General features: G+C 52.8%; 22 protein-coding genes. 12 read left to right on the forward strand and 10 right to left on the reverse strand.

Annotated features, from left to right (window positions below; all coding sequences use genetic code 11):
• Positions 1-73: 73 nt before the first annotated feature.
• From dauA to lolB, 4 genes are all read right to left on the reverse strand, one after another.
• Entirely contained in the window at positions 74-1,756 is a 1,683-nt protein-coding gene (gene dauA, locus FDX04_RS05980; RefSeq protein WP_137370608.1) for a C4-dicarboxylic acid transporter DauA, read from the reverse strand.
• A 124-nt stretch (positions 1,757-1,880) separates the two neighbouring features.
• Positions 1,881-2,828, reverse strand: a complete 948-nt coding sequence (prs, locus tag FDX04_RS05985) for a ribose-phosphate diphosphokinase (protein ID WP_001518537.1) — start codon at positions 2,826-2,828, stop codon at positions 1,881-1,883.
• 265 nt (positions 2,829-3,093) lie between these two features.
• Positions 3,094-3,945 carry a 4-(cytidine 5'-diphospho)-2-C-methyl-D-erythritol kinase gene (ispE, locus tag FDX04_RS05990; RefSeq protein WP_061381218.1) on the reverse strand — a complete coding sequence of 284 codons (852 nt, stop codon included), beginning with the start codon at positions 3,943-3,945 and terminating at the stop codon, positions 3,094-3,096.
• The gene (gene lolB, locus FDX04_RS05995) at positions 3,942-4,565 is read right to left on the reverse strand and encodes a lipoprotein insertase outer membrane protein LolB (RefSeq protein ID WP_137370609.1); all 624 of its coding nucleotides are present in this window, start codon (positions 4,563-4,565) and stop codon (positions 3,942-3,944) included. Before lolB ends, ispE begins: the two co-directional genes overlap by 4 nt.
• A gap of 212 nt (positions 4,566-4,777) precedes the next feature.
• On the opposite strand from lolB, the gene hemA reads away from it, so the two are divergent.
• Genes hemA through kdsA form a run of 6 tightly spaced genes read left to right on the forward strand, consistent with a single transcriptional unit; the run spans position 4,778 to position 10,083 of the window.
• Positions 4,778-6,034, forward strand: coding sequence for a glutamyl-tRNA reductase (gene hemA / locus FDX04_RS06000; RefSeq protein WP_042307946.1), 1,257 nt, complete (start codon positions 4,778-4,780; stop codon positions 6,032-6,034).
• A gap of 41 nt (positions 6,035-6,075) precedes the next feature.
• Positions 6,076-7,158 (forward strand): peptide chain release factor 1, encoded by a 1,083-nt coding sequence (prfA, locus tag FDX04_RS06005; RefSeq protein ID WP_003020786.1) that lies wholly within the window; start codon positions 6,076-6,078, stop codon positions 7,156-7,158.
• Positions 7,158-7,991 carry a peptide chain release factor N(5)-glutamine methyltransferase gene (prmC, locus tag FDX04_RS06010; RefSeq protein ID WP_137370610.1) on the forward strand — a complete coding sequence of 278 codons (834 nt, stop codon included), beginning with the start codon at positions 7,158-7,160 and terminating at the stop codon, positions 7,989-7,991. Before prfA ends, prmC begins: the two co-directional genes overlap by 1 nt.
• Positions 7,988-8,380 (forward strand): invasion regulator SirB2, encoded by a 393-nt coding sequence (gene sirB2, locus FDX04_RS06015; protein ID WP_079223840.1) that lies wholly within the window; start codon positions 7,988-7,990, stop codon positions 8,378-8,380. Before prmC ends, sirB2 begins: the two co-directional genes overlap by 4 nt.
• Positions 8,381-8,383: 3 nt before the next feature.
• Positions 8,384-9,193, forward strand: a complete 810-nt coding sequence (sirB1, locus tag FDX04_RS06020; protein ID WP_006684256.1) for an invasion regulator SirB1 — start codon at positions 8,384-8,386, stop codon at positions 9,191-9,193.
• Between the two features lie 35 nt (positions 9,194-9,228).
• Entirely contained in the window at positions 9,229-10,083 is an 855-nt protein-coding gene (gene kdsA, locus FDX04_RS06025; RefSeq protein WP_038641145.1) for a 3-deoxy-8-phosphooctulonate synthase, read from the forward strand.
• Between the two features lie 46 nt (positions 10,084-10,129).
• Here the strand turns inward: kdsA and bdcA are convergent, their stop codons facing one another.
• Positions 10,130-10,843 carry an SDR family oxidoreductase gene (gene bdcA / locus FDX04_RS06030; protein ID WP_137370611.1) on the reverse strand — a complete coding sequence of 238 codons (714 nt, stop codon included), beginning with the start codon at positions 10,841-10,843 and terminating at the stop codon, positions 10,130-10,132.
• Positions 10,844-10,915: 72 nt separating this feature from the next.
• Between bdcA and FDX04_RS06035 the strand changes: the two genes are divergently transcribed.
• Together FDX04_RS06035 and FDX04_RS06040 are read left to right on the forward strand one after the other, a co-directional pair.
• Entirely contained in the window at positions 10,916-11,506 is a 591-nt protein-coding gene (locus FDX04_RS06035; RefSeq protein ID WP_137370612.1) for a TetR/AcrR family transcriptional regulator, read from the forward strand.
• Positions 11,507-11,534: 28 nt separating this feature from the next.
• Positions 11,535-13,226: an amidohydrolase gene (locus tag FDX04_RS06040; RefSeq protein ID WP_137370613.1), complete on the forward strand. Its 1,692-nt coding sequence runs from the start codon at positions 11,535-11,537 to the stop codon at positions 13,224-13,226.
• 56 nt (positions 13,227-13,282) lie between these two features.
• On the opposite strand, the gene chaA is transcribed toward FDX04_RS06040, so the two are convergent.
• Positions 13,283-14,383 (reverse strand): sodium-potassium/proton antiporter ChaA, encoded by a 1,101-nt coding sequence (chaA, locus tag FDX04_RS06045; protein WP_042307955.1) that lies wholly within the window; start codon positions 14,381-14,383, stop codon positions 13,283-13,285.
• 274 nt (positions 14,384-14,657) lie between these two features.
• Between chaA and chaB the strand changes: the two genes are divergently transcribed.
• Both chaB and FDX04_RS06055 read left to right on the forward strand, forming a co-directional pair.
• Positions 14,658-14,888: a putative cation transport regulator ChaB gene (chaB, locus tag FDX04_RS06050; RefSeq protein ID WP_038641135.1), complete on the forward strand. Its 231-nt coding sequence runs from the start codon at positions 14,658-14,660 to the stop codon at positions 14,886-14,888.
• Positions 14,889-15,084: 196 nt separating this feature from the next.
• A complete protein-coding gene (locus FDX04_RS06055; protein ID WP_038641133.1) occupies positions 15,085-15,780 on the forward strand; it encodes a gamma-glutamylcyclotransferase in 696 nt (231 codons plus the stop codon).
• Between the two features lie 54 nt (positions 15,781-15,834).
• On the opposite strand, the gene FDX04_RS06060 is transcribed toward FDX04_RS06055, so the two are convergent.
• Both FDX04_RS06060 and FDX04_RS06065 read right to left on the reverse strand, forming a co-directional pair.
• Positions 15,835-16,080, reverse strand: coding sequence for a DUF1883 domain-containing protein (locus FDX04_RS06060; protein ID WP_038641131.1), 246 nt, complete (start codon positions 16,078-16,080; stop codon positions 15,835-15,837).
• Positions 16,081-16,340: 260 nt separating this feature from the next.
• Positions 16,341-16,694, reverse strand: coding sequence for a DsrE/DsrF/TusD sulfur relay family protein (locus tag FDX04_RS06065; RefSeq protein ID WP_061381224.1), 354 nt, complete (start codon positions 16,692-16,694; stop codon positions 16,341-16,343).
• Positions 16,695-16,898: 204 nt separating this feature from the next.
• On the opposite strand from FDX04_RS06065, the gene FDX04_RS06070 reads away from it, so the two are divergent.
• Positions 16,899-18,284 (forward strand): YchO/YchP family invasin, encoded by a 1,386-nt coding sequence (locus FDX04_RS06070; protein ID WP_137370614.1) that lies wholly within the window; start codon positions 16,899-16,901, stop codon positions 18,282-18,284.
• 21 nt (positions 18,285-18,305) lie between these two features.
• Here FDX04_RS06070 and narL read toward each other — a convergent pair whose 3' ends face one another.
• A complete protein-coding gene (gene narL / locus FDX04_RS06075; protein ID WP_038641125.1) occupies positions 18,306-18,956 on the reverse strand; it encodes a two-component system response regulator NarL in 651 nt (216 codons plus the stop codon).
• Complete coding sequence (gene narX, locus FDX04_RS06080) at positions 18,949-20,745, reverse strand: nitrate/nitrite two-component system sensor histidine kinase NarX (RefSeq protein ID WP_137370615.1); 1,797 nt, start codon at positions 20,743-20,745, stop codon at positions 18,949-18,951. Before narX ends, narL begins: the two co-directional genes overlap by 8 nt.
• 339 nt (positions 20,746-21,084) lie before the next feature.
• On the opposite strand from narX, the gene FDX04_RS06085 reads away from it, so the two are divergent.
• Positions 21,085-22,476, forward strand: a complete 1,392-nt coding sequence (locus FDX04_RS06085) for a NarK family nitrate/nitrite MFS transporter (protein WP_042307965.1) — start codon at positions 21,085-21,087, stop codon at positions 22,474-22,476.
• Positions 22,477-22,659: the final 183 nt, after the last annotated feature.

A 22,659-nucleotide genomic window follows, 5' to 3' on the forward strand; every position in this document is an offset into this window, starting at 1 on the left:
CTCCGGCTATGCCGGAGGATATTTATTGCCTGTCATGTGTAGCCCGGGGCGCTTCGCCGGGTAGGGCTGGGCGTCAGCTGATATCCGCCAGTGCGGCGTCTTTATTCGGGAAGAACGTCAGGCGTCCTGGAATAGGCTGAATACCCGCGCGGGCCATGGTACGTAGCGGCTGGAACTCCAGGTTACTGATACGTAATTCGCAACCTTCCGGCAGACGTTTTACAAAACGTTGGAAGGCGTCCAGACCACCAGCATCCAGTACCGGGACTGCGTCCCACTTCAAGACCACAATGCGTTTACCCGCAATGCGCGACTCGAGATCGGTAAATAATCCCTCCGCCGCGGCAAAGAACAGCGGGCCGATGACGCGTAGCACCAGAACATCGTCTGCTACATCAACGTTGACCGGTGCCAGCCGCGTCATGCGCGCAATACGGCGCATAAACAGCAGAGAAGCGAGAACGATCCCGACGCTGATGGCGATAACCATGTCGAACAGCACCGTCAGCGACATACACATCAGCATGACGATGATGTCGTCTTTTGGCGCATGACGCAGCAGATCCACCACTTTGTGGGCTTCACTCATGTTCCATGCCACCATCAGCAGCAGGGCGGCCATGGCGGAAAGCGGTAGCCATGAAAGCAGCGGTGCTAAAACCAATAGCGCCAGGATCACCAGAATCGCGTGGATGACCGCCGAAACGGGTGAGGTTGCCCCGGCGCGGACGTTGGCCGCAGAACGGGCAATTGCCGCCGTGGCGGTGATACCACCAAAGAACGGCGCAACAATGTTACCCAGCCCCTGACCAATCAGCTCGCTGTTGGCTTTATGCTTGGTGCCGGTCATGCCGTCGAGGACGACGGCGCACAGCAGAGATTCAATTGCCCCCAGCATCGCCATTGAGAAGGCTGCCGGTAACAGCGCCTGTAATGAACTCCAGCTCAGGGTAAAGTTTGACTCGGGCATATTCCACGGTAATACCAGTTGCGGCAGCAACTGCGGGATACCGTTACCCTGTGAGCCGTCAGCCAGAATGTAGTGGAACTGGGAACCGATGGTCGCAACGTGACCACCGGTCAGGTTCACAATTCCCATTACCGCACAGCCTGCCAGCAGTGCAGGAAGGTGACCCGGCAGTCGGATCCCCAAACGAGGCCAGAAAATCAGGATCCCCAGCGTTACCACGCCAATGGCGGCATCGCCGAAGTTGATGGTTGGCAAGGCCATAAACAGCGCACCAACTTTTTGCAGGTAGTGCTCCGGTACATGGGCCATTTGCAGGCCAAGAAAATCTTTAATCTGCATGGTACCGATAGTGATACCAATACCCGACGTAAAGCCTAACGTAACCGACACGGGAATATATTCGATCAGGCGACCAAAACGGGCGAGGCCGAAAAGGATCAGAAATATCCCGGACATGAGCGTGGCAACCAGCAGGCCTGCCAGCCCAAACTGTTGCGACACCGGATACAGGATCACCACGAAGGCGGCGGTCGGGCCAGAGACGCTAAAGCGCGACCCCCCGGTGAGGGCGATAACAATCCCAGCGACGGCGGAGGTATACAGACCGTACTGCGGCGCAACGCCACTCCCTATTGCCAGGGCCATTGCCAGCGGAATGGCAATGATCCCCACCGTTATCCCGGCGATCAGGTCACGGGTAAAGCGAGAAGCGGTATATTTTTCTTTCCAACAAGCGTCGATGAGGGCGCGGAAAGGCATCACATGTGAGGAAAATAATCTGTTCACAATAATGTTTCATCCATGAGCGCATCATCTGTCAACTAAATGGCAGGTGAAGTAGGCAAAAGTCATACAAATAAGTATTACAGATAAAAAAACCCGCCGCAGCGGGTTTTTGAGCCGGGCTCGATTAATGCTCGAACATAGCAGAGATGGATTCTTCGTTGCTGATACGACGAATCGCTTCGGCCAGCATACCCGACAGGGTCAATGTACGCACGTTTGGCAGCGCTTTGATTTCGTCAGTCAGTGGAATAGTGTCACAGACAACGACTTCATCAATCACTGAGTTGCGCAGGTTGTTTGCCGCATTACCTGAGAAGATCGGGTGGGTTGCGTAAGCAAATACGCGTTTTGCACCACGTTCTTTCAGTGCTTCTGCTGCTTTACACAGCGTACCGCCGGTATCGATCATGTCATCAACCAGCACGCAGTCACGACCTGCAACGTCACCAATGATGTGCATCACCTGAGAAACGTTCGCACGCGGACGACGTTTGTCGATGATAGCCATATCGGTATCGTTCAGCAGTTTAGCGATAGCACGGGCACGCACGACGCCACCGATGTCCGGAGAAACCACGATCGGGTTGTCCAGATTCAGTTGCAGCATGTCTTCTAACAGGATTGGGCTACCGAATACGTTATCAACCGGTACGTCAAAGAAGCCCTGGATCTGTTCAGCATGCAGGTCAACGGTGAGGACGCGGTCAACGCCAACGCTGGACAGGAAATCAGCGACGACTTTAGCGGTAATCGGTACACGAGCGGAACGTACGCGACGATCCTGACGTGCATAGCCGAAGTAAGGAATAACGGCGGTGATACGGCCTGCGGAAGCACGGCGCAGCGCATCAACCATAACGACCAATTCCATCAGGTTGTCGTTAGTAGGGGCACAAGTGGACTGGATGATGAAAATATCACCACCGCGTACATTTTCATTAATTTGTACGCTGACTTCGCCGTCGCTAAAGCGACCTACAGCGGCGTCGCCGAGTGAAGTGTACAGGCGGTTGGCAATACGTTGTGCTAGTTCCGGGGTGGCGTTACCAGCAAAAAGCTTCATATCAGGCACGAGAAGAACCTCAGGCATGCGTCCATTGGTGGAAAGAATCTGCCGAAAACTGTGCGGGCCAGGCAGTATCCTCTCCATGCGGTGTATTAAAGAGCGCGATGCAACGTCTGGAACAGGGTGACGTTGTCACCGCAACTCAGCTTGCCCGGTTTACTCTTCATCCTTCGGGTTTCATGTGCGTTGGCGTTAATTCCTCACACCAGCACATACTGTTGTATGCGCCAGGTGTTCCGTCATCTCGCCATCTTCCTGAAACCCGAATGATTTAGAGTAACGCTCTATGCAAAGGGGAGAGGTTGACGCCTTTCGCCACAAAGCCTTTGAGCCATTCCGGGGCTTGCTCAAGCACCTGGCGAGCACGAGACTCTGTGTCAAATTCAGCAAAGACACAAGCCCCTGTACCAGTCAGGCGCGACGGCGCGTATTCTAACAGCCAGGAAAGCGCCGCATCAACCTCGCGAAAACGTTTTCTTGCGATAACCTCGCAATCATTGCCGAATTCACATTTTAGTAACGTTTTTATTGACCTTTTTGGCGTGTTACGCGGGAGGTCAGGATCGTTAAAAATGACCGGCGTTGGAATACTGACTCCCGGATGAGCGACCAGATACCATTTTTCAGGTGGATCGACCGGCGTCAGAATTTCTCCCACGCCTTCGGCAAAAGCCGCGTGGCCGCGCACGAACACGGGAACATCCGCCCCCAGCGTCAAGCCGATTGCCGCCAGTTCATCAACCGAAAGCCCACACCGCCAGAGATGATTCAACGCCACCAGAACGGTGGCCGCATTTGACGAACCGCCGCCCAGGCCGCCACCCATCGGCAGACGCTTTTCGATACTGATGTCCGCGCCGCTTCCTGCGGGCAGGCGATCGCTTGTCGACGCTGTCTTCATCAGCAAACGCGCCGCGCGCACGATCAGGTTATCTTCATGCGCAACGCCTTCCACCGGGGTTAGGAGGTGTATTTCGCCATCGTGGCGCAGATTGATGCCAATCTCGTCGCCATAGTCGAGAAACTGGAATAACGTCTGTAGCGTGTGGTAACCGTCCGCACGCTGCCCGGTGATATATAAAAACAGATTCAGTTTTGCCGGAGAGGGCCAATGGCTCATCATTTCACAATCCAGTTATCCATTTTCAGCTTAATACGCTGGGAGCCGTCGGACAGCTCCATGTTGGCTGGCATCGCAGGCTGCGTTTTGCTGTCGTAGGCGCTATAGACCACTTTCCAGCTTTTACCGTCTTTACTGTAGTTCACTTCGCTCAGACGATATTGGTCGTCGAGCTTGTAATCGGTGGCGTCACCCGGCAGGCCAAGGATCCACTGGCGCAGGCTATTCAACGGAATAGGCATGCCGGTCAGTTTACCAATCATCTCTTCGGCGTTGTCGGCGGTGTAGTGCTTACCTTTGTTATCGACAAGCTCAACGTTGCCCGGCTGCGCATTGAGTTCCAATTCCGTGCTGCCCAGCGGGTTGGTCAGCAGCAGACGATAGCGATCCTGTCCGGTTTGCTGCCAGAAAAAGCGGGCATACACTTTCTGTTGATCGGAGATATAAGCGAACGCACCGCGCGTCTGATATTGGTTCAGGGCGCGTACTTCCTGCTGGTGCTGGCGCCACTGCGGGGAATCGGGGCTTTTGCCGGGACCTTTCGGTGCGTTGAGGGTACAGGCACTAAGAACCAGGGCTGCAAGGGGCAGCAGGCGAATCAGGCGAAAATCAGGCAGGGTCATAATGATGACAAATCCTTGAGATACGTTGCAGTTATAACTCTCAATGCTAGCGCCACCATCTGACATCGTCTACGTTCAAGTTATCTTAAATCGCTTAAATTTGTGCGCTAAGCTATTACTCCAAAAGGGGGGCAGTCTCTTTTATTGACCGCACGCATCCTGTATGATGCACCCAGTCTAACCTTATCAACGCTGGTACTATTCCCGCTCACATGACCCTTTTAGCGCTTGGTATTAACCATAAAACGGCACCTGTATCGCTGCGAGAACGCGTCACGTTTTCGCCGGATACGCTCGATCAGGCGCTGGACAGCCTGCAAGCGCTGCCAATGGTGCAGGGCGGGGTAGTGCTGTCGACGTGTAACCGCACAGAGATTTACCTCAGCGTGGAAGAGCAGGACAACCTGCAAGAAGCACTGATTCGCTGGTTGTGTGAATACCATAACCTTAATGAAGAAGACCTGCGCAATAGCCTGTACTGGCACCAGGACAATGACGCCGTCAGCCATCTGATGCGCGTTGCCAGTGGTCTGGATTCGCTGGTGCTCGGCGAGCCGCAGATTTTGGGACAGGTTAAAAAAGCCTTTGCGGATTCGCAGAAAGGCCACCAGAACGCCAGTGCGCTGGAGCGCATGTTCCAGAAATCGTTCTCTGTCGCTAAACGTGTCCGTACCGAAACTGATATCGGCGCCAGCGCTGTTTCCGTGGCTTTTGCTGCCTGTACGCTGGCGCGGCAGATCTTTGAATCGCTCTCCACAGTAACCGTACTGTTAGTCGGCGCAGGCGAGACCATCGAATTGGTGGCGCGTCATTTGCGCGAACACAAAGTGAAGAAGATGATCATCGCCAACCGCACGCGTGAACGCGCGCAGGTGCTGGCGGATGAAGTCGGCGCTGAAGTGATTTCATTGAGCGATATCGATGCCCGCTTGCAGGATGCCGATATCATTATCAGTTCAACCGCCAGTCCGCTGCCGATTATCGGTAAAGGAATGGTAGAGCGTGCGCTTAAAAACCGTCGTAACCAGCCTATGCTGCTGGTGGATATCGCCGTACCGCGCGATGTCGAGCCGGAAGTGGGCAAATTGTCCAACGCCTACTTGTACAGCGTTGACGATCTGCAAAGCATCATTTCGCATAACCTGGCCCAGCGCAAAGCGGCGGCCGTGGAAGCCGAAACGATCGTGGCGCAGGAAACCAGCGAGTTTATGGCCTGGCTGCGTGCCCAGGGCGCAAGTGACACTATCCGCGAGTATCGCAGTCAGTCAGAACAGATCCGTGATGAACTGACCGCCAAAGCGTTGGCCGCTCTTCAACAGGGCGGTGATGCGCAAGCCATTATGCAGGATCTGGCCTGGAAACTGACTAACCGTCTGATCCACGCACCAACCAAATCACTTCAACAGGCCGCCCGTGACGGGGATAGTGAACGCCTGAATATTCTGCGCGACAGCCTCGGGCTGGAGTAGCAACACACCAATCTTATTTTTTACAGGGTGCATTTACGCCTATGAAGCCTTCTATCGTTGCCAAACTGGAAGCCCTGCATGAACGTCATGAAGAAGTTCAGGCGCTGCTCGGCGATGCGGGTACTATCGCAGACCAGGACCGCTTTCGTGCACTGTCGCGCGAATATGCGCAATTAAGCGATGTATCGCGCTGTTTTACGGACTGGCAACAGGTTCAGGAAGATATCGAGACAGCTCAGATGATGCTCGACGATCCTGAAATGCGTGAAATGGCGCAGGATGAACTGCGCGAAGCAAAAGAGAAATGTGAACAGTTGGAACAACATCTGCAGGTTCTGCTGTTACCGAAAGATCCTGATGACGAACGTAACGCCTTCCTTGAAGTGCGGGCGGGAACCGGCGGTGATGAAGCCGCGTTATTTGCTGGCGATCTGTTCCGTATGTACAGTCGTTACGCTGAATCGCGCCGCTGGCGGGTTGAGATCATGAGCGCCAGCGAAGGCGAGCATGGCGGTTTTAAAGAAGTTATTGCCAAGATCAGCGGCGAAGGCGTTTACGGCCGACTGAAATTTGAGTCCGGTGGTCATCGCGTGCAGCGCGTACCGGCGACGGAATCACAGGGCCGTATTCATACCTCCGCCTGTACGGTCGCGGTTATGCCGGAGCTGCCGGATGCTGAACTGCCGGACATCAACCCGGCCGATCTGCGTATTGATACCTTCCGCTCATCTGGCGCAGGGGGTCAGCACGTTAACACCACCGACTCCGCAATCCGTATTACCCACTTGCCAACCGGCATCGTGGTGGAATGTCAGGACGAACGTTCACAGCATAAAAACAAAGCGAAAGCGATGTCGGTGCTGGGGGCGCGCATTCGTGCGGCCGAAGTGGCAAGGCGTCAACAGGCGGAAGCCTCTGAGCGTCGCAACCTGCTGGGCAGCGGCGATCGCAGCGATCGCAACCGCACATACAACTTCCCGCAGGGGCGCGTGACCGATCACCGCATTAACCTGACGCTCTACCGTCTGGATGAAGCGATGGAAGGTAAACTGGATATGCTCATTGAGCCAATTGTCCAGGAATACCAGGCCGATCAACTGGCGGCGTTGTCCGAGCAGGATTAATGGACTATCAGCACTGGCTGCGTGAAGCGATAAGCCAATTACAGGCAAGCGAAAGCCCGCGCCGTGACGCCGAGATTTTACTCGAGTTCGTTACCGGCAAGGGGCGCACCTTTATTCTGGCTTTCGGTGAAACGCTGTTAACCGAGACGCAGCGTCAGCAGCTCAATACGTTACTGGAGCGGCGTCAGCGGGGCGAACCCGTGGCGCACTTAACCGGCGTGCGCGAGTTCTGGTCGCTGCCGCTGTTTGTATCTCCAGCCACGCTGATTCCGCGTCCGGATACCGAGTGTCTGGTGGAGCAGGCGCTGGCTCGCCTGCCATCCTCTGCATGTCGCATTCTCGATCTGGGAACCGGTACGGGCGCGATTGCGCTAGCGCTGGCAACCGAGCGTCCGGATTGCGCGGTGACGGCGGTTGATCGGATGCCGGATGCCGTGGCGCTGGCTATGCGCAATACACAGCACCTGGCTATCGACAATGTTAACGTGCTGCAAAGCGACTGGTTTAGCGCTTTGCAGGGGCAGCAGTTTGACATGATTGTCAGCAATCCGCCGTACATCGACGAACAGGATCCGCATTTGGCACAGGGCGATGTGCGCTTTGAACCGCTGTCGGCGCTGGTGGCGGGCGATCAGGGGCTGGCGGATATCGTACATATTATTGACCAGTCTCAGCACGTGTTAACGCCCGGCGGCTATCTTTTGCTGGAACATGGCTGGCAGCAGGGCGAGGCCGTGCGCGATGCCTTTACTCGCGCGGGTTATCTGGCGGTTGAAACCTGCCGTGATTACGGCGGCAACGAGCGAATTACGCTTGGACGCCTCCCATCATGAGTACCATCAGTCTGTTACTCAACGTTCATCTCATCAGCATTGCGCTTTCTGTTAGTCTGCTGACGCTGCGTTTTTGGTGGCGTTACACCGACGCGCGTCTAGCCCGTGCCCGCTGGACGCGCATTGTGCCGCCGGTGGTGGATACCGTTTTATTACTCAGCGGCGTAGCGTTAATGGTTAAAACGCACATCCTGCCATTCACCGAACAAGGGACATGGCTGACTGAAAAGCTGTTTGGGGTTATCATTTACATCGTTTTGGGTTTTATTGCGCTCGATTACCGTCGGGCGCGCAGCCAGCAGGCGCGATTAGTCGCATTTCCGCTGGCGTTGGTGGTGCTGTACATCATCATTAAACTCGCCACCACAAAAATACCGTTACTGGGGTAAGTCATGAGGTCGTTAGCTGATTTCGAATTTAATAAAGCGCCATTGTGTGATGGGATGATCCTGGCGTCGGAGTCTATCCGTCTGGATTTTCCAACACAAACTGTCTATGACGAACTGGAACGTCTGGTCAGTCTGGCGCAAGAAGAAATTAGCCAGCTCCTGTCTCAGGATGAGCAACTGGAAAAACTGCTGGCACTTTTTTACGGCGAATGGGGATTTACGGATACCCACGGCGTCTATCGTCTTTCTGATGCACTATGGCTCGACCAGGTTCTGAAAAATCGTCAGGGCAGTGCGGTGTCGTTGGGCGCGATCTTATTGTGGATTGCCAACCGACTGGATCTGCCGCTGGTACCGGTGATTTTCCCGACACAACTCATCCTGCGCATTGAATCGCTCGATGGCGAAATGTGGCTAATCAATCCGTTCAATGGCGAAACGTTAAATGAACACACGCTGGAAGTGTGGCTGAAGGGAAATATCAGCCCGGTCGCGGAACTGTTTAATGAAGATCTGGACGAAGCGGATAACGCAGAAGTGATCCGTAAATTGCTCGACACGCTGAAATCATCGCTGATGGAAGAGCGGCAAATGGAACTGGCGCTGCGTGCCAGTGAAGCATTATTGCAGTTTAATCCTGAAGATCCGTATGAAATTCGCGATCGGGGATTGATATATGCGCAACTGGAGTGTGAACATGTTGCGCTGACAGATTTAAGTTATTTCGTTGAGCAGTGTCCGGAAGACCCGATCAGCGAAATGATTCGTGCGCAGATTAACACGATTTCGCACAAACAAATTGTATTGCATTGATTAATGACACTTTACCTACCGTTTAAGGCGATCCTATGAAACAAAAAGTGGTTAGCATTGGCGACATCAACGTGGCAAATGACCTGCCGTTCGTGCTGTTTGGCGGAATGAACGTGCTGGAATCCCGCGACCTGGCGATGCGCATTTGTGAGCACTACGTAACCGTTACTCAAAAACTGGGTATCCCTTACGTGTTCAAAGCCTCCTTTGATAAAGCCAACCGTTCTTCCATCCACTCTTACCGTGGACCGGGCCTTGAAGAAGGGATGAAAATCTTCCAGGAACTGAAGCAAACTTTTGGCGTAAAAGTGATCACCGACGTTCACGAAGCCAGCCAGGCTCAGCCTGTTGCTGATGTGGTGGATGTGATTCAACTGCCGGCATTCCTCGCTCGCCAGACCGATCTGGTGGAAGCGATGGCGAAAACCGGCGCTGTTATCAACGTGAAAAAACCGCAGTTCGTAAGCCCGGGTCAGATGGGTAATATCGTGGATAAATTCCATGAAGGCGGTAACGATAAGGTTATCCTGTGTGACCGTGGCGCAAACTTCGGTTATGACAACCTGGTCGTGGATATGCTGGGCTTTAGCGTGATGAAAAAGGTCTCCGGCAACTCGCCGGTGATTTTCGACGTCACCCATGCGCTGCAGTGCCGCGACCCGTTTGGCGCCGCAAGCGGCGGCCGTCGTGGCCAGGTGACCGAACTGGCGCGCGCGGGCATGGCGGTAGGTCTGGCAGGCTTGTTTATTGAAGCGCATCCTGATCCAGCCAATGCGAAATGCGATGGCCCATCCGCACTGCCGCTGGCGAAACTGGAACAGTTCCTCACGCAGATCAAAGCGATTGATGATCTGGTGAAAAGCTTCGACGAACTCGATACTGAGAACTAAGTTCGCTGAACAGGCCGGGGCATTTGTCTCCGGCCTGTTATTACTGTCAGGCGCCAAACGCCCCATCAATGGTATGCATAGCTCCCGTCACAAACCCGGCCTCCGGACCTGCCAACCAGGCAACCATTCCGGCCACCTCTTCTGGTCGACCGTGTCGTTTTAGCGCCATAAAGCTGTGCATCAGCTCTTTCAATGGACCTTCTGCTGGATTCGCATCGGTATCGATGGGACCCGGTTGCACCACGTTGACCGTAATACCGCGCGCGCCGAAATCACGCGCCAGCCCTCGTGCCAGGCCTTGCAGAGCAGACTTACTTAACGCGTAGGAAGCCATACCGGCAATTGGCATACGATCGCCGTTTACTGAACCAATAATGATAATCCGTCCGCCATCAGGCATTTGTCGTGCCGCCTCGACTGCCGCGTACCAGGGGGCGTGGATATTAATGCGGAACAGGCGCTCAACGTCATCGGGATCCTGCTTCAGCGCGTCGCCGAACAGTACAATTCCTGCATTCACCACTAACACATCCAGCGGGCCGCTTTCCCGTACCCGGCTAATGACGGCATCGCGATCGGCGCTATCGGTTTGCGCCGTGTGGGCCCCTGTTTCATCCGCAAGCGCTTTTGCTGCGTCTGCTGAGCCTGAATAGGTAAAGGTCACCGCTGCGCCATCTGCGGCGAAACGGCGCACAATAGCCGCGCCAATCCCACGACTGCCGCCAAGAACCAGAACTGACTTGCCGTTAAATGGGGACATGAGATACTCCTTGAACAATTATGTAGTGATCGATATATAATGGGCGCATGGTTTTCTGTCAATGGATTTGTAATGAGCACTACAAAATGTTCGCGCGCCCCAGGGCGACCACGTAATTTTGATCCGGAACTGGCTGTTGCCAAAGTACAGCCCTTATTTCACGCGCATGGATACGACGCTGTGAGCGTAGCGGATGTTACGCAGGCCCTGAACATCAAGCCCCCGAGTTTCTATGCCGCTTTTGGGAACAAAATCGGTCTTTATGAACGCGTGCTTGGTCGCTATGTACAAACCGATGCGATCCCGTTTGATGATATTTTGCGTTCTGACAGACCGGTTGCCGAGTGTCTTACTGCATTGCTTGAAGAGGCGGCGCGACGCTATGCCGCGGATCCGCATGCGCCAGGTTGTTTGGTTCTGGAGGGCACGCATAGCACTGATCCGCAGGCGCGGCAGGTGGCAAGGACTTTCTACTCGGTTGCTGAATATAAAATTCATGACTTTATCGCCGCTCGCCATCCCGAAGTGGCTGATAGTCTGACCGATTATGTCAGTACCACGATGCTCGGTCTGTCGGGAAAAGCCCGTTGCGGGCATACGCTCGAACGTTTGCTATCCAGCGCACACATCGCCAGCCTGGCGGTGCTGCATCAGCTTTCCTGATTTTCATCACGTGAAAAGGTAGATAAATATGATGGGTAAACTGGGACTTCGCTTTAATACTCCCCCTCCGGCTATTCGCAACGCAACGTTGGCCGCAATTCTGATCGGAACTTCATTTCTGGCGCATTCTCAGGACAAGGCCGATGTTATTTTGTATAACGGCAAGCTGATTACCATGGATGAACAACAACCCAACGCGCAGGCGCTGGCGGTAAAAGGGCGGCATATTATTGCGGTGGGTAATAATGAAACGGTGAAAAAATGGTCCGGACCGAACACGAAGGAAATCAATCTTACGGGGCAAACCGTTATTCCGGGATTAATTGATGCGCATCTGCATGGCATTCGGGGTGGGAGGACGTTTTTATTTGAAACCTACTGGTTTGATACTAAAAATTTACCCGATGCGTTAAATAAATTGTCGCAATCTGCGGCACAGAAAAATACTGCGCAATGGGTGGCGGTGGCTGGCTCATGGATACCTGAACAATTTGCTGAAAAACGGGATCCGACGGTTCAGGAACTGAATCAGGCGGTGCCTCATCATCCTGCGTATATACAAAGCCTTTATGACTATGCCCTGTTAAATCAAAAGGCTATCGAGACCCTAAAACTTAATAGTTCACAGCCGGATGTTCCGGCAGGGATCGTGATAGAACGCGATGACAAAGGGCTGGCAACGGGGAAATTGCGCGGGACCATTGGCAGTTTTAACCAGCTTTTCGCCCAGATTAGCCAGACTTCCGATGTTGAAAAGAACCTTAACGCCTTTGTTCGTTATTTAAATAAACGCGGCGTGGTCGGGTTTATCGATCCTTCTGCCGGGCATGAGCAAGCTTATCGTGATTTCTTTAAACTTCAGCAGCAGCAACCTCTCAGGATACGTGTTGGATATCGTTTATCCGCACCGCCTGGTAATGAAACGGAATGGTTTAAACAACGTCTGGCATTTCGCCCGGCAATACACGATGACGGCAGAATAGCCTTTCTGGGCTTCGGTGAAAGCCTGGTGATGGCAATGAATGACGGCGTACGGATGTCATCTGGATTTAAGTCTTCTGCACAATCCCAACAAGAACAATTTAAGGTGCTCCAGCTTGCCGCCCAGGAAGGGGTTGCCGTAGAAATACATGCCTATACCGATGACAGTGCAGATGCGATTTTAGATCTCATTAGCGAGGTGGCTAAATCGTATGACATTGCTCCGTTGCGCTGGTCTATTGCGCATCTCAATACCGGTACGCCAGAAACAATTACCCGCATGAAGAAACTCGGCTTGGCCTATTCTGTCCAGATGGGGCCATATTTTGAATCTCCCGCCATCGAACGCGCAAATGATAAAACGGTGGCGGCACTCTCATCGCCAGTTCAACCCGCGTTAGAGCAGGGGGTAATCGTTGCCGGCGGTACAGATGCGACGCGGATTGGCGTTGCGGGAGTGTGGCATGCCATTGAGTATCATGTCACAGGTAAAGCACTCGACGGCTCGATACGCCACGACTCGCGCCAGTTAAGCCGGGAAGATGCGTTAAAAATGTATACCCGAAATGCCGCCTGGCTCGCTTTTGCCGAACAGCAACGGGGAAGTTTGCGGGCCGGTAAGCTCGCCGATTTTGCGGTGCTGAATCAAGATATTATGGCTATTTCGCCAGACAAATTGCATCAAACGGAATCGTTATTAACGTTTGTCGATGGCCAACAGGTTTATCCGGAACAATAAACGCGGTAAAAGAAAACGGCCCTGAAACAGGGCCGTAGGTTCCACTAAAATGATAATCAGGCAAATATCGTCATCAGATAGGCGATAAATAGCGCCAGATGCGCCGCACCGTTAAGTACATTGGTACGTCCGGTGGAGAAAGAGATATGGCACAGTACCAGCGACGAGACCATGACAATCATCTCTGGCGCGCCCAAAGCAAACACCAAATCATTGCCTGTTGCCCAGGCGATCAGCGTCACTACCGGTACGGTGAGTGAAATAGTGGCTAATACTGAACCGAAGAACAAATTCATTGCCCGCTGTACCTGATTGTTCAGAACCGCTTTCAGCGCCCCCAGCCCTTCAGGCGAGAGGATCAACAGCGCCACCAGGAAACCGGTAAATGCCACGGGGGCATTGAGTTCAGTCAGCAAGGTTTCCAGCGGACTGGCGTTCATCTTGGTGACGGCGATAACGGCGATCAGGTGAATGATGAGCCAGGCAGCGTGCCATATATTGCTGTGCGCCGACGGCTTACCGTGATGCGGGTCGTCGTCGTCACCCTCATCTTCATGCTCGTAAATGAACAGGCTTTGGTGCGTTTTTGTTTGAATCAGCAAAAAAACGCCGTACATTGCCGCAGAAATGAGAGCCACCAGTAGCGCCTGGGCGGTAGTAAAATTGGCTCCCGGTAACGCCATTGGAAACACCAGCACAATAATGGCCAGCGGAAACAGGGCGATTAAATACTGCTTAATACCAAACAGGTTCATATACTGAGTGGCAAATTTACGGCCGCCCAGCAGTAATGAAAAACCGACTAAACCGCCGGTGACGATCATAATGATCGAATACAGCGTGTCGCGCATTAGCGTAGGCGCGGCATCGCCGGTCGCCATTAATGCGGAAATTAAACTGACTTCAAGAATAACAACGGACAGACTGAGGATCAGCGAGCCGTAGGGTTCGCCAAGTCGATGTGCTAATACGTCCGCATGACGGACAACGCTGAATGCGCTACTTAATATACCAATAAGGGCAAGCGCATTAATGCCGATGACCACTGGTAGTGACTGACTGCTCCCCCATAAGAACAGTACTACCAGCGCCAAAATCGGGAAGACGAGAGAGGTCTCCTTGTGGCGGGTTTTTACCGCCTCATGTACTTGTGTCATTAAGTTAATTCTCCATCTCTGCAGGTATTTATAATTATAAAAGTATTAAAGAATGTAAAAAATAACAGAAAAAGCGGTTTTGTAGGTGACATTTTACGAAATTTTACCGCATCGCTTATTTTTCTCCTCTAAGTGGTCAAAAACAAACTTCTTGTTTATAGAGTATTTAATTAACAGAAGGTTAGATGAGGAAATATTTTAAAAATGTTCATTATTGGCGCATCGCAGCATTGTTAACCACACTTAAGGTTTAGCCCAAAAAGAGGAGTTCACAATGCCCTATAAATCGAAAAGCGATCTGCCTGACAGCGTACAGCATGTTCTGCCATCCCATGCTCAGGACATCTATAAAGAAGCCTTCAACAGCGCCTGGGAACAGTACAAAGATAAATCTGACCGTCGCGATGATGCTACCCGAGAAGAGACGGCGCACAAGGTGGCGTGGGCCGCGGTGAAAAATGATTATCAAAAAGGTGATGATGATAAATGGCATAAAAAGACGTAACAGTATCAATTATAATGCCTTTATCAATTAGCCCGAATCAGCCGTTAGCGAATCGTGCTACGCCGCGTCGCTGCTGGCTTGCAAGCGAGCGGTGAATTGCCTATTGTCCAGCTATTGGTTTCAAAATGAGCAGTAAAAAGGCCTGGAAGGCGTCAAAAAAGTTGTCGCAGGGAAGCAGCAGTGGCGGAGGTGTAAGGTGTTAACGCGTGATTTTTTATTGAATGCCGACTGTAAGACGGCATTTGGCGCTATTGAAGAATCACTACTCTGGTCAGCGGAACAACGGGCAGCCTCACTGGCCGCCACGCTTGCTTGTCGACCAGATGATGGACCGGTGTGGATCTTCGGTTATGGATCGTTGATGTGGAACCCGGCCTTAGAATTTGAAGAGTCCTGTACCGGGACATTGGTCGGTTGGCACCGTGCATTTTGCCTGCGTCTGACGGCGGGGCGTGGAACGGCCTGTCAGCCGGGACGGATGCTGGCTCTGAAAGAGGGGGGACGCACTACAGGTGTGGCTTATCGCTTACCGGACGCGTCGCTGGAACAAGAACTTTCTCTGCTGTGGAAGCGTGAAATGATCACCGGTTGCTACCTGCCGACCTGGTGTCAGTTGGCGCTGGATGACGGACGGACGGTAAACGCGCTGGTCTTTATTATGGATCCGCGCCATCCACTGTTTGAGTCGGATACACGCGCGCAGGTGATTGCGCCGCTTATCGCTGCGGCCAGTGGACCTTTAGGCACCAATGCCCAATATCTGTTCTCGCTGGAACAAGAACTGGTGAAACTGGGAATGCAGGATGATTGTCTTAACGATCTGGTGATTACGGTCAAACGGTTGTTGGGAGAGAACCTGCCGGAAGGGATTATACGACCAGGTTTTGCATAGCGTCGGTGGAGTGTAGTGTGCCCGACAGCCAGGTGCTTATCGGGCATTTCACGATTACGCTGCAATAAAACTAATCGAATGCTCAAGCGACTGACTGTGGCTGTCGATCAGCACGTTCCAGACGCCGGTATAAGGTACGGTCAACCATGCGTTATCACGATCCTGCACGCTTAAGATGTCGGACTGCGTGTCTTTGACGTGATTTTTCTCGCTCATCAGGTGGATGTGGCAGCGCTCGGAACAGCGCACTACCACCGTATCGCCACCAAATAACTTTAAACTCGCTTTCACTAATGCCATTTTTCACCCCGTTCTTGAAAACAACGTACTTTCTGTCGAAAGTGCTGCGTGATGTTGTTCACATTTCACTCATTGCATAACACCAAAGGGGGAGCAACAGGATGCTGATTTTGATCAAAAAATGGCATAACGATTAAACAAAAGTGACAAAATTCCTCAAGACGGTTGAAAGGGCGTGCTAACGTTCAACGAAACCGCGCCCATCTAAGATAAAATCCGGAAATTTCCGGCACTTTCAGTGCGCGTGCCTGCAAGCGCTGTCAGAAGGTCAATACTTTATCTGCAGCCAGCGTCCATTGCGCCAGTTCTGGCAGCGTGCCCACGGCTACACCATCAATTAAAGGCAGGTCGGTGATCCCACGGCCATCAGTGCAGGTTTTGCACAGTTTTACCGGAACGTTTTGCGCTGTCAGGATCTCCAGCATTTGCTGGATATTGTATCCTTCCGCCGGTTTCTGACCGCGTAATCCCGCCGTAACCGCATCCGACATTAAAAACAGACGCAGATCGAGACAGGCTTCTTGTTCACGCAAGGCGATGGCCAGACGCAGACTGTTAAATAACGATTCGCTTCCATAGGCCGCACCGTTCGCGACGATCACTATCTTTTGCATTTTGACTCCTGTTGTCGGATGGGAGGGATAATTCCTGGTGTGTATGGTACTCCCTGTACCAGATATCGAAAAGAAAGCATGTGAGGGCCCCTTATTATTCGGGTCAGAAAATCCCGAAAACAGGGATAAAGGCTGCAATTAATTGCTGAAGACGTTATGGTTTAGGTTAAGTGTGCCTGATTGATTTAAGAAATAACTAACGATTTGAGCCGTATTATTTATTTTCCTTTCGCCGTATTTGCACTCTTGCCATTGGCAGGGGGTAATGCCAACGCACAATCCTCTTTTGTTCACCAGGCTGAAAACCCATTCGATAACAATAGCGATGGCTTGCCTGATCTCGGTATGGCGCCGGAATCGCGAGCAGGCGAAAAGCATTTTGCCGAAATGGTGAAAGCATTTGGTGAAGCCAGTATGACCGATAACGGCCTTGATACCGGCGAACAGGCGAAGCAGTTCGCGTTTGGTCAGGTACGTGACACGGTTAGCGAACAGGTGAATCAACAACTGGAATCCTGGCTCTCTCCCTGGGGAAACGCCAGCGTCGGGTTGCAGGTTGATAAAGAGGGCAGCTTTACCGGCAGTCGGGGAAGTTGGTTTATTCCGTGGCAGGACAATCAACGCTATCTTACCTGGAGCCAGTTAGGCTTAACGCAACAGGATGAGGGCTTAGTCAGTAATGCGGGAATTGGGCAGCGCTGGGTACACGACGGCTGGCTACTGGGTTACAACACGTTTTATGACAATCTGTTGGATGAAAATCTGCCCCGGGGTGGCTTAGGTGCAGAAGCGTGGGGCGAGTATTTACGTTTATCCGCTAACTACTATCAACCGTTTTCCTCATGGCAGGAGCGTTCCACCACGCAGGAACAACGGATGGCCCGCGGCTACGACCTGACCGCGCAAATGCGGATGCCGTTCTATCAACATCTCAATACCAGCGTCAGCGTTGAACAGTATTTTGGCGACCGGGTGGATCTGTTTCATTCAGGAACCGGGTATCATAATCCGGTGGCGGTGAACCTCGGGCTGAGTTATACGCCGGTGCCGCTGATTACGATGACTGCCCAGCATAAGCAGGGTGAAAATGGCGTCAGTCAGAATAACGTTGGATTAACGCTGAATTATCGTTTCGGTGTTCCGTTAAAAAAACAGCTGATGGTCAGCGAAGTGGTAAACAGCCGCTCGCTGCGCGGCAGTCGTTATGACGATCCGCAGCGAAATAGTTTGCCGACGCTGGAGTATCGCCAGCGTAAAACCCTGTCGGTATTTTTGGCCACGCCGCCCTGGGATCTCAAGCCTGGAGAAACGGTGGTGCTGAAGGTACAAGTGCGCAGCCTACATGGGATTCGCCATCTTGCATGGCAGGGCGATACTCAGGCGCTGAGCTTAACCGCTGGCAGCAGTACCCGAAGCGCACAGGGCTGGACGATTATTATGCCGAAGTGGGACCGTAGAGAAGGGGCGACAAACCGCTGGCGGCTGTCGGTAGTGGTAGAAGATGAACTGGGCCAGCGTGTCTCTTCCAATGAGATCACGCTATCACTGACCGAACCGTTTATCAGCGTTTCGGCAAATGATCCTCGTTAACCATGATGCACGACTGCGTTATCAGAAAATGCGTTCCTGATGCACCCAAACCGCCGCTTCTACGCGTGATTTGAGCTTCATTTTCTTCAGCATATGCTTCACATGAACTTTAACCGTGCTTTCGGTGATGTCCAGGCGGCGGGCAATCATTTTGTTAGGCAGGCCCTGGGCGATAAGTTTGAGAATATCGCGCTCGCGCGGCGTCAACTGGGTGACATCACGGTCAGACGTTGCGCGGTTGGCGCGCAGGCTGGCGGCCAGAACCGGCGTTAAGGCTTCACTCAGCACCATTTCACCGGCGGCTGCCTGCTGTAATGCTTTCAGTAAATCTTCCGGCTCCATATCTTTCAGCAGGTAACCGTCCGCACCGCGTTTCAGTGCGGTAACGACATCTTCTTCATGATTGGATACGCTAAATACCACGATGCGGCCAGACAGGGACTTTTCACGCAGCTTGTCGAGGGTTTCCAGACCGTTCATGCCGGGCATGTTGAGATCAAGCAGGATCAGATCGGGATCAAGAGATTCAGCCAGCTCGATACCCTGTTCGCCATTGCTGGCTTCACCGACAACGGTGATATCCTGCGCCATGCTGACAAGCTGTTTTACACCGGTTCGCAGCATCGGATGATCGTCGATCAACAGGATGGTTGCCGGTTCCAGATTACTCATGGGTATCTCCTTGGACTTCTGTGAAGTTTGTTTCGGGAATAAAAGTGACAGTAACTTCAGTACCGCCTGTCTCACGACGGCGTACTCGGCAATCGCCGCGCAAGCTCTGCGCACGGTCGCGCATTATTATCATGCCGTAGTGGTTACTGCGTTCGGCGTTTTCCGGTACGCCACAGCCGTTATCTTGTACTGTGAGTTTGATCTGCTTACCATTTTGCACCACCGTCACGACGACTTCATCGGCATGGGAGTGCTTCAGGGCGTTGCTCAGGGCTTCACGAGCAATTTGTAATAAGTGAATCGCCTGATGCGAAGGGACCAGGCGCGGCGGCAGCTGATAATCCAGCTTAACCGCAAAACCAAAGCGGGCGCTGTATTCCTGACAGCTGGCTTCCAGCGCGGGTCGCAATCCGGGTTCGGTGAGCTGTAAACGGAAGGTCGTTAACAGCTCACGCAGTTGCGCCCACGAGGCGTTCAGTTCATTACGAATCTGGCTAAGCAGTTCGCGGCTATTTTCGGGCAGCGCATCGCCCTGCATCTGCAAACAGCTAACCTGCATCTTCATACATGAAAGCGATTGTGCAATAGAATCATGGAGTTCGCGCGCAATGGTGGCACGCTCTTCCATCACGATCAACTGCTGCTGGCGTTCCTGATGTCTGTCGAGCGCCAGCGTCGAGGTCAGTTGTTCAACCAGGGTATCGACCAGTTGTTGCTGATCGTGGCTGAGATGGCGTCCGTTCGGCAACGTAGCGAGCAGGATACCATACTGGGTATGCGCGTCGGTCAGCCGCCATTTCAGCGTGATACCACCGTCTATCGTGGGCAGCGTACCGCGTGGGCACAGATGACATCCTTTCTCATCGCAACTGACATTGGACTGACAGGTAAATTCCTGATGATTATCTTCATCTTCCAGATCATAAACCCGCAGCTCAATATCATGCAGCAGGGTCAAATTTTGCAGGCCGTTCAGCACCGGAGAGAGGCGTTCGCACAATGGCACCTGAGAATGCAGGCGGCGGTTGGCTTGCCACAGAAAAGAGAGGATCTGATTTTTATGCTCCAGCCCGGCCGTTTTCTCCTGTACCCGCTGTTCCAGTACCGCATAACTTTCAGCCAGCTCTTCCGACATATTATTCAGCGCCGAGCCCAGAGCCGCCATCTCATTACGCCCGCTGATATGCGCACGTTGGGTAAAATCACGTTGGCTGACGGCTCGCGCCATCGCCAATAGCTGTTTCCACGGCTCCAGCAGGCGTACGCGTAGCCAGATAATAGTGAAGACCAGCAGTAAGGCCATAAATGCCGCCATCAGGCGATGTAACAGGACGACGCGTTCAATCCGCAATTCGGTGGTATGGTCGAAGGCGGTAACCAGCTTATCCAGCCCAACGACAAAGCGCGTTACATCTTGCGCCACCGCATCAGGCGTTTGCGCGTGGGCAAGCCCTGGCGCCAGCTCAGTGTGCCAGTAATCCTGTAATGCTTTTAACTGCGCCTGTTGTCCATCGCGCTGTGCGGCCCGCGTTAACTCTGGACTAAACGCCGTTTTCTCCATTTCATCCAGTAGCGGTTGATCGTCGGCTTCCAGTGGAACCGCCGCCAGCAGACGATAACTCTGCATACGCAGCGAGCCGGCTTTGTTAATTGCATGGGCGCTACCCTGAACGCCCTGAACCAGCCAACCGGAGACAGCCATACCTGCCACGCCGATGGCAGTAGACAATAAAACAATCAGCGCCACCTGGTTGACCAGCGTAAGCGGGGAGAGACAACGTTTAAACATGGTGACTTGTTCCTTCGGGTCTTCGTAGAACAGAAACCCTTTTGAATAACGGTTCTGCTGCAGGCAGTGGCGTTATTCTCGGCGATACACTGGAGTATACCCATACCTCAAACGGGCTACCTCTTAATTGCCAGCTGAGGGGGAGGTCATGGGTCAGGGGGAGTAGAAGACGACAGAAGCGTGAAAAACCACATCTTTTTTACCGAAGTAATGTACTCATTTAGGGTGATGACAAATTTTAGGCATGAATAATGACACCTTTTCCTTTGATTTATATCAACTTACCTCCAGCTGTAAACCCTAAGGTTGCAGGCATCGAAACAAGTATCAGAGGTGTCTATGAGTCACTCATCTGCCCCGGAAAGGGCATCTGGAGCTGTAATTACAGAATGGCGGCCGGAAGATCCTGTCTTCTGGCAACAGCGTGGTCAACGAATCGCCAGCCGTAACCTGTGGATTTCCGTCCCTTGCTTACTGCTGGCGTTTTGCGTGTGGATGTTATTTAGCGCCGTGGCGGTGAACTTACCGAAAGTTGGCTTTAATTTCACCACGGAGCAATTGTTCATGTTGACGGCGTTGCCGTCGGTTTCCGGCGCGCTGCTGCGTGTGCCGTACTCCTTTATGGTTCCCCTGTTTGGTGGACGTCGCTGGACAGCATTCAGCACCGGCATCCTGATCATCCCATGCGTATGGTTAGGTTTTGCGGTGCAGGATACCACCACGCCATTTAGTACCTTTATTATTATCTCCTTGCTGTGCGGTTTTGCCGGTGCGAACTTTGCATCAAGCATGGCGAATATCAGCTTCTTCTTTCCAAAACAAAAGCAGGGCGGTGCGCTGGGTCTGAACGGTGGTCTGGGCAATATGGGTGTCAGCGTAATGCAGTTGGTTGCTCCGCTGGTGGTCTCACTGTCAATCTTTGCTGCATTTGGTAGCCATGGGGTTGAACAACCGGATGGTACGCAGTTGTATCTGGCGAACGCCGCATGGATTTGGGTTCCGTTCCTGGCTGTGCTGACGCTGGCTGCATGGTTTGGTATGAACGAACTGGCAACCTCAAAAGCGTCACTGAAAGCGCAATTGCCGGTGCTTAAACGCGGGCACCTGTGGATCATGAGCCTGCTTTATCTGGCAACCTTCGGTTCATTTATCGGCTTCTCAGCCGGTTTCGCGATGCTGTCAAAAACGCAGTTTCCTGAGGTACAGATCCTGCATTACGCCTTCTTTGGCCCGCTGATTGGCGCGCTGGCGCGTTCCGCTGGCGGTGCAATTTCTGACCGTCTGGGCGGAACTCGCGTGACGCTGGTGAATTTTGTGCTGATGGCTCTCTTTAGTGCCTTGCTGTTCCTGACGCTGCCAACCAATGGCGTAGGGGGCAACTTTACCGCTTTCTTCGCGGTGTTCCTGGCGTTGTTCCTGACGGCCGGTCTGGGCAGTGGTTCAACCTTCCAGATGATCTCCGTTATCTTCCGCAAGCTGACGATGGACAGAGTGAAAGCGGAAGGCGGGTCAGAAGAGAAGGCGATGCGTGAAGCGGCAACCGACACTGCGGCGGCGCTCGGTTTTATCTCAGCCATTGGCGCGATTGGCGGCTTCTTTATCCCCAAAGCATTTGGTACTTCCCTGGCGTTAACGGGATCACCTGTTGATGCGATGAAAGTCTTTGTGATCTTCTATGTCGCCTGCGTGGTTATCACCTGGGCGGTGTACGGACGTCATTCTAAAAAGTAAAAAAGTGGTAGCAGTTGATTATCCATTGCGCGGCGTTAGACCGCGCTTTTTTTTGCCTGTAATTAGTTACAACATACTTTTGTATTGAGACATGATAACAGCCTGTGAGAACTGTGCTCGCAATATGCTAAGCAGGGGGGATACCCCTTAATACCCACTTATAAAGAATTTAACATTTGTATG

It is taken from the genome of Citrobacter sp. wls615, from assembly GCF_005281355.1.
Lineage (GTDB): Bacteria > Pseudomonadota > Gammaproteobacteria > Enterobacterales > Enterobacteriaceae > Citrobacter > Citrobacter werkmanii.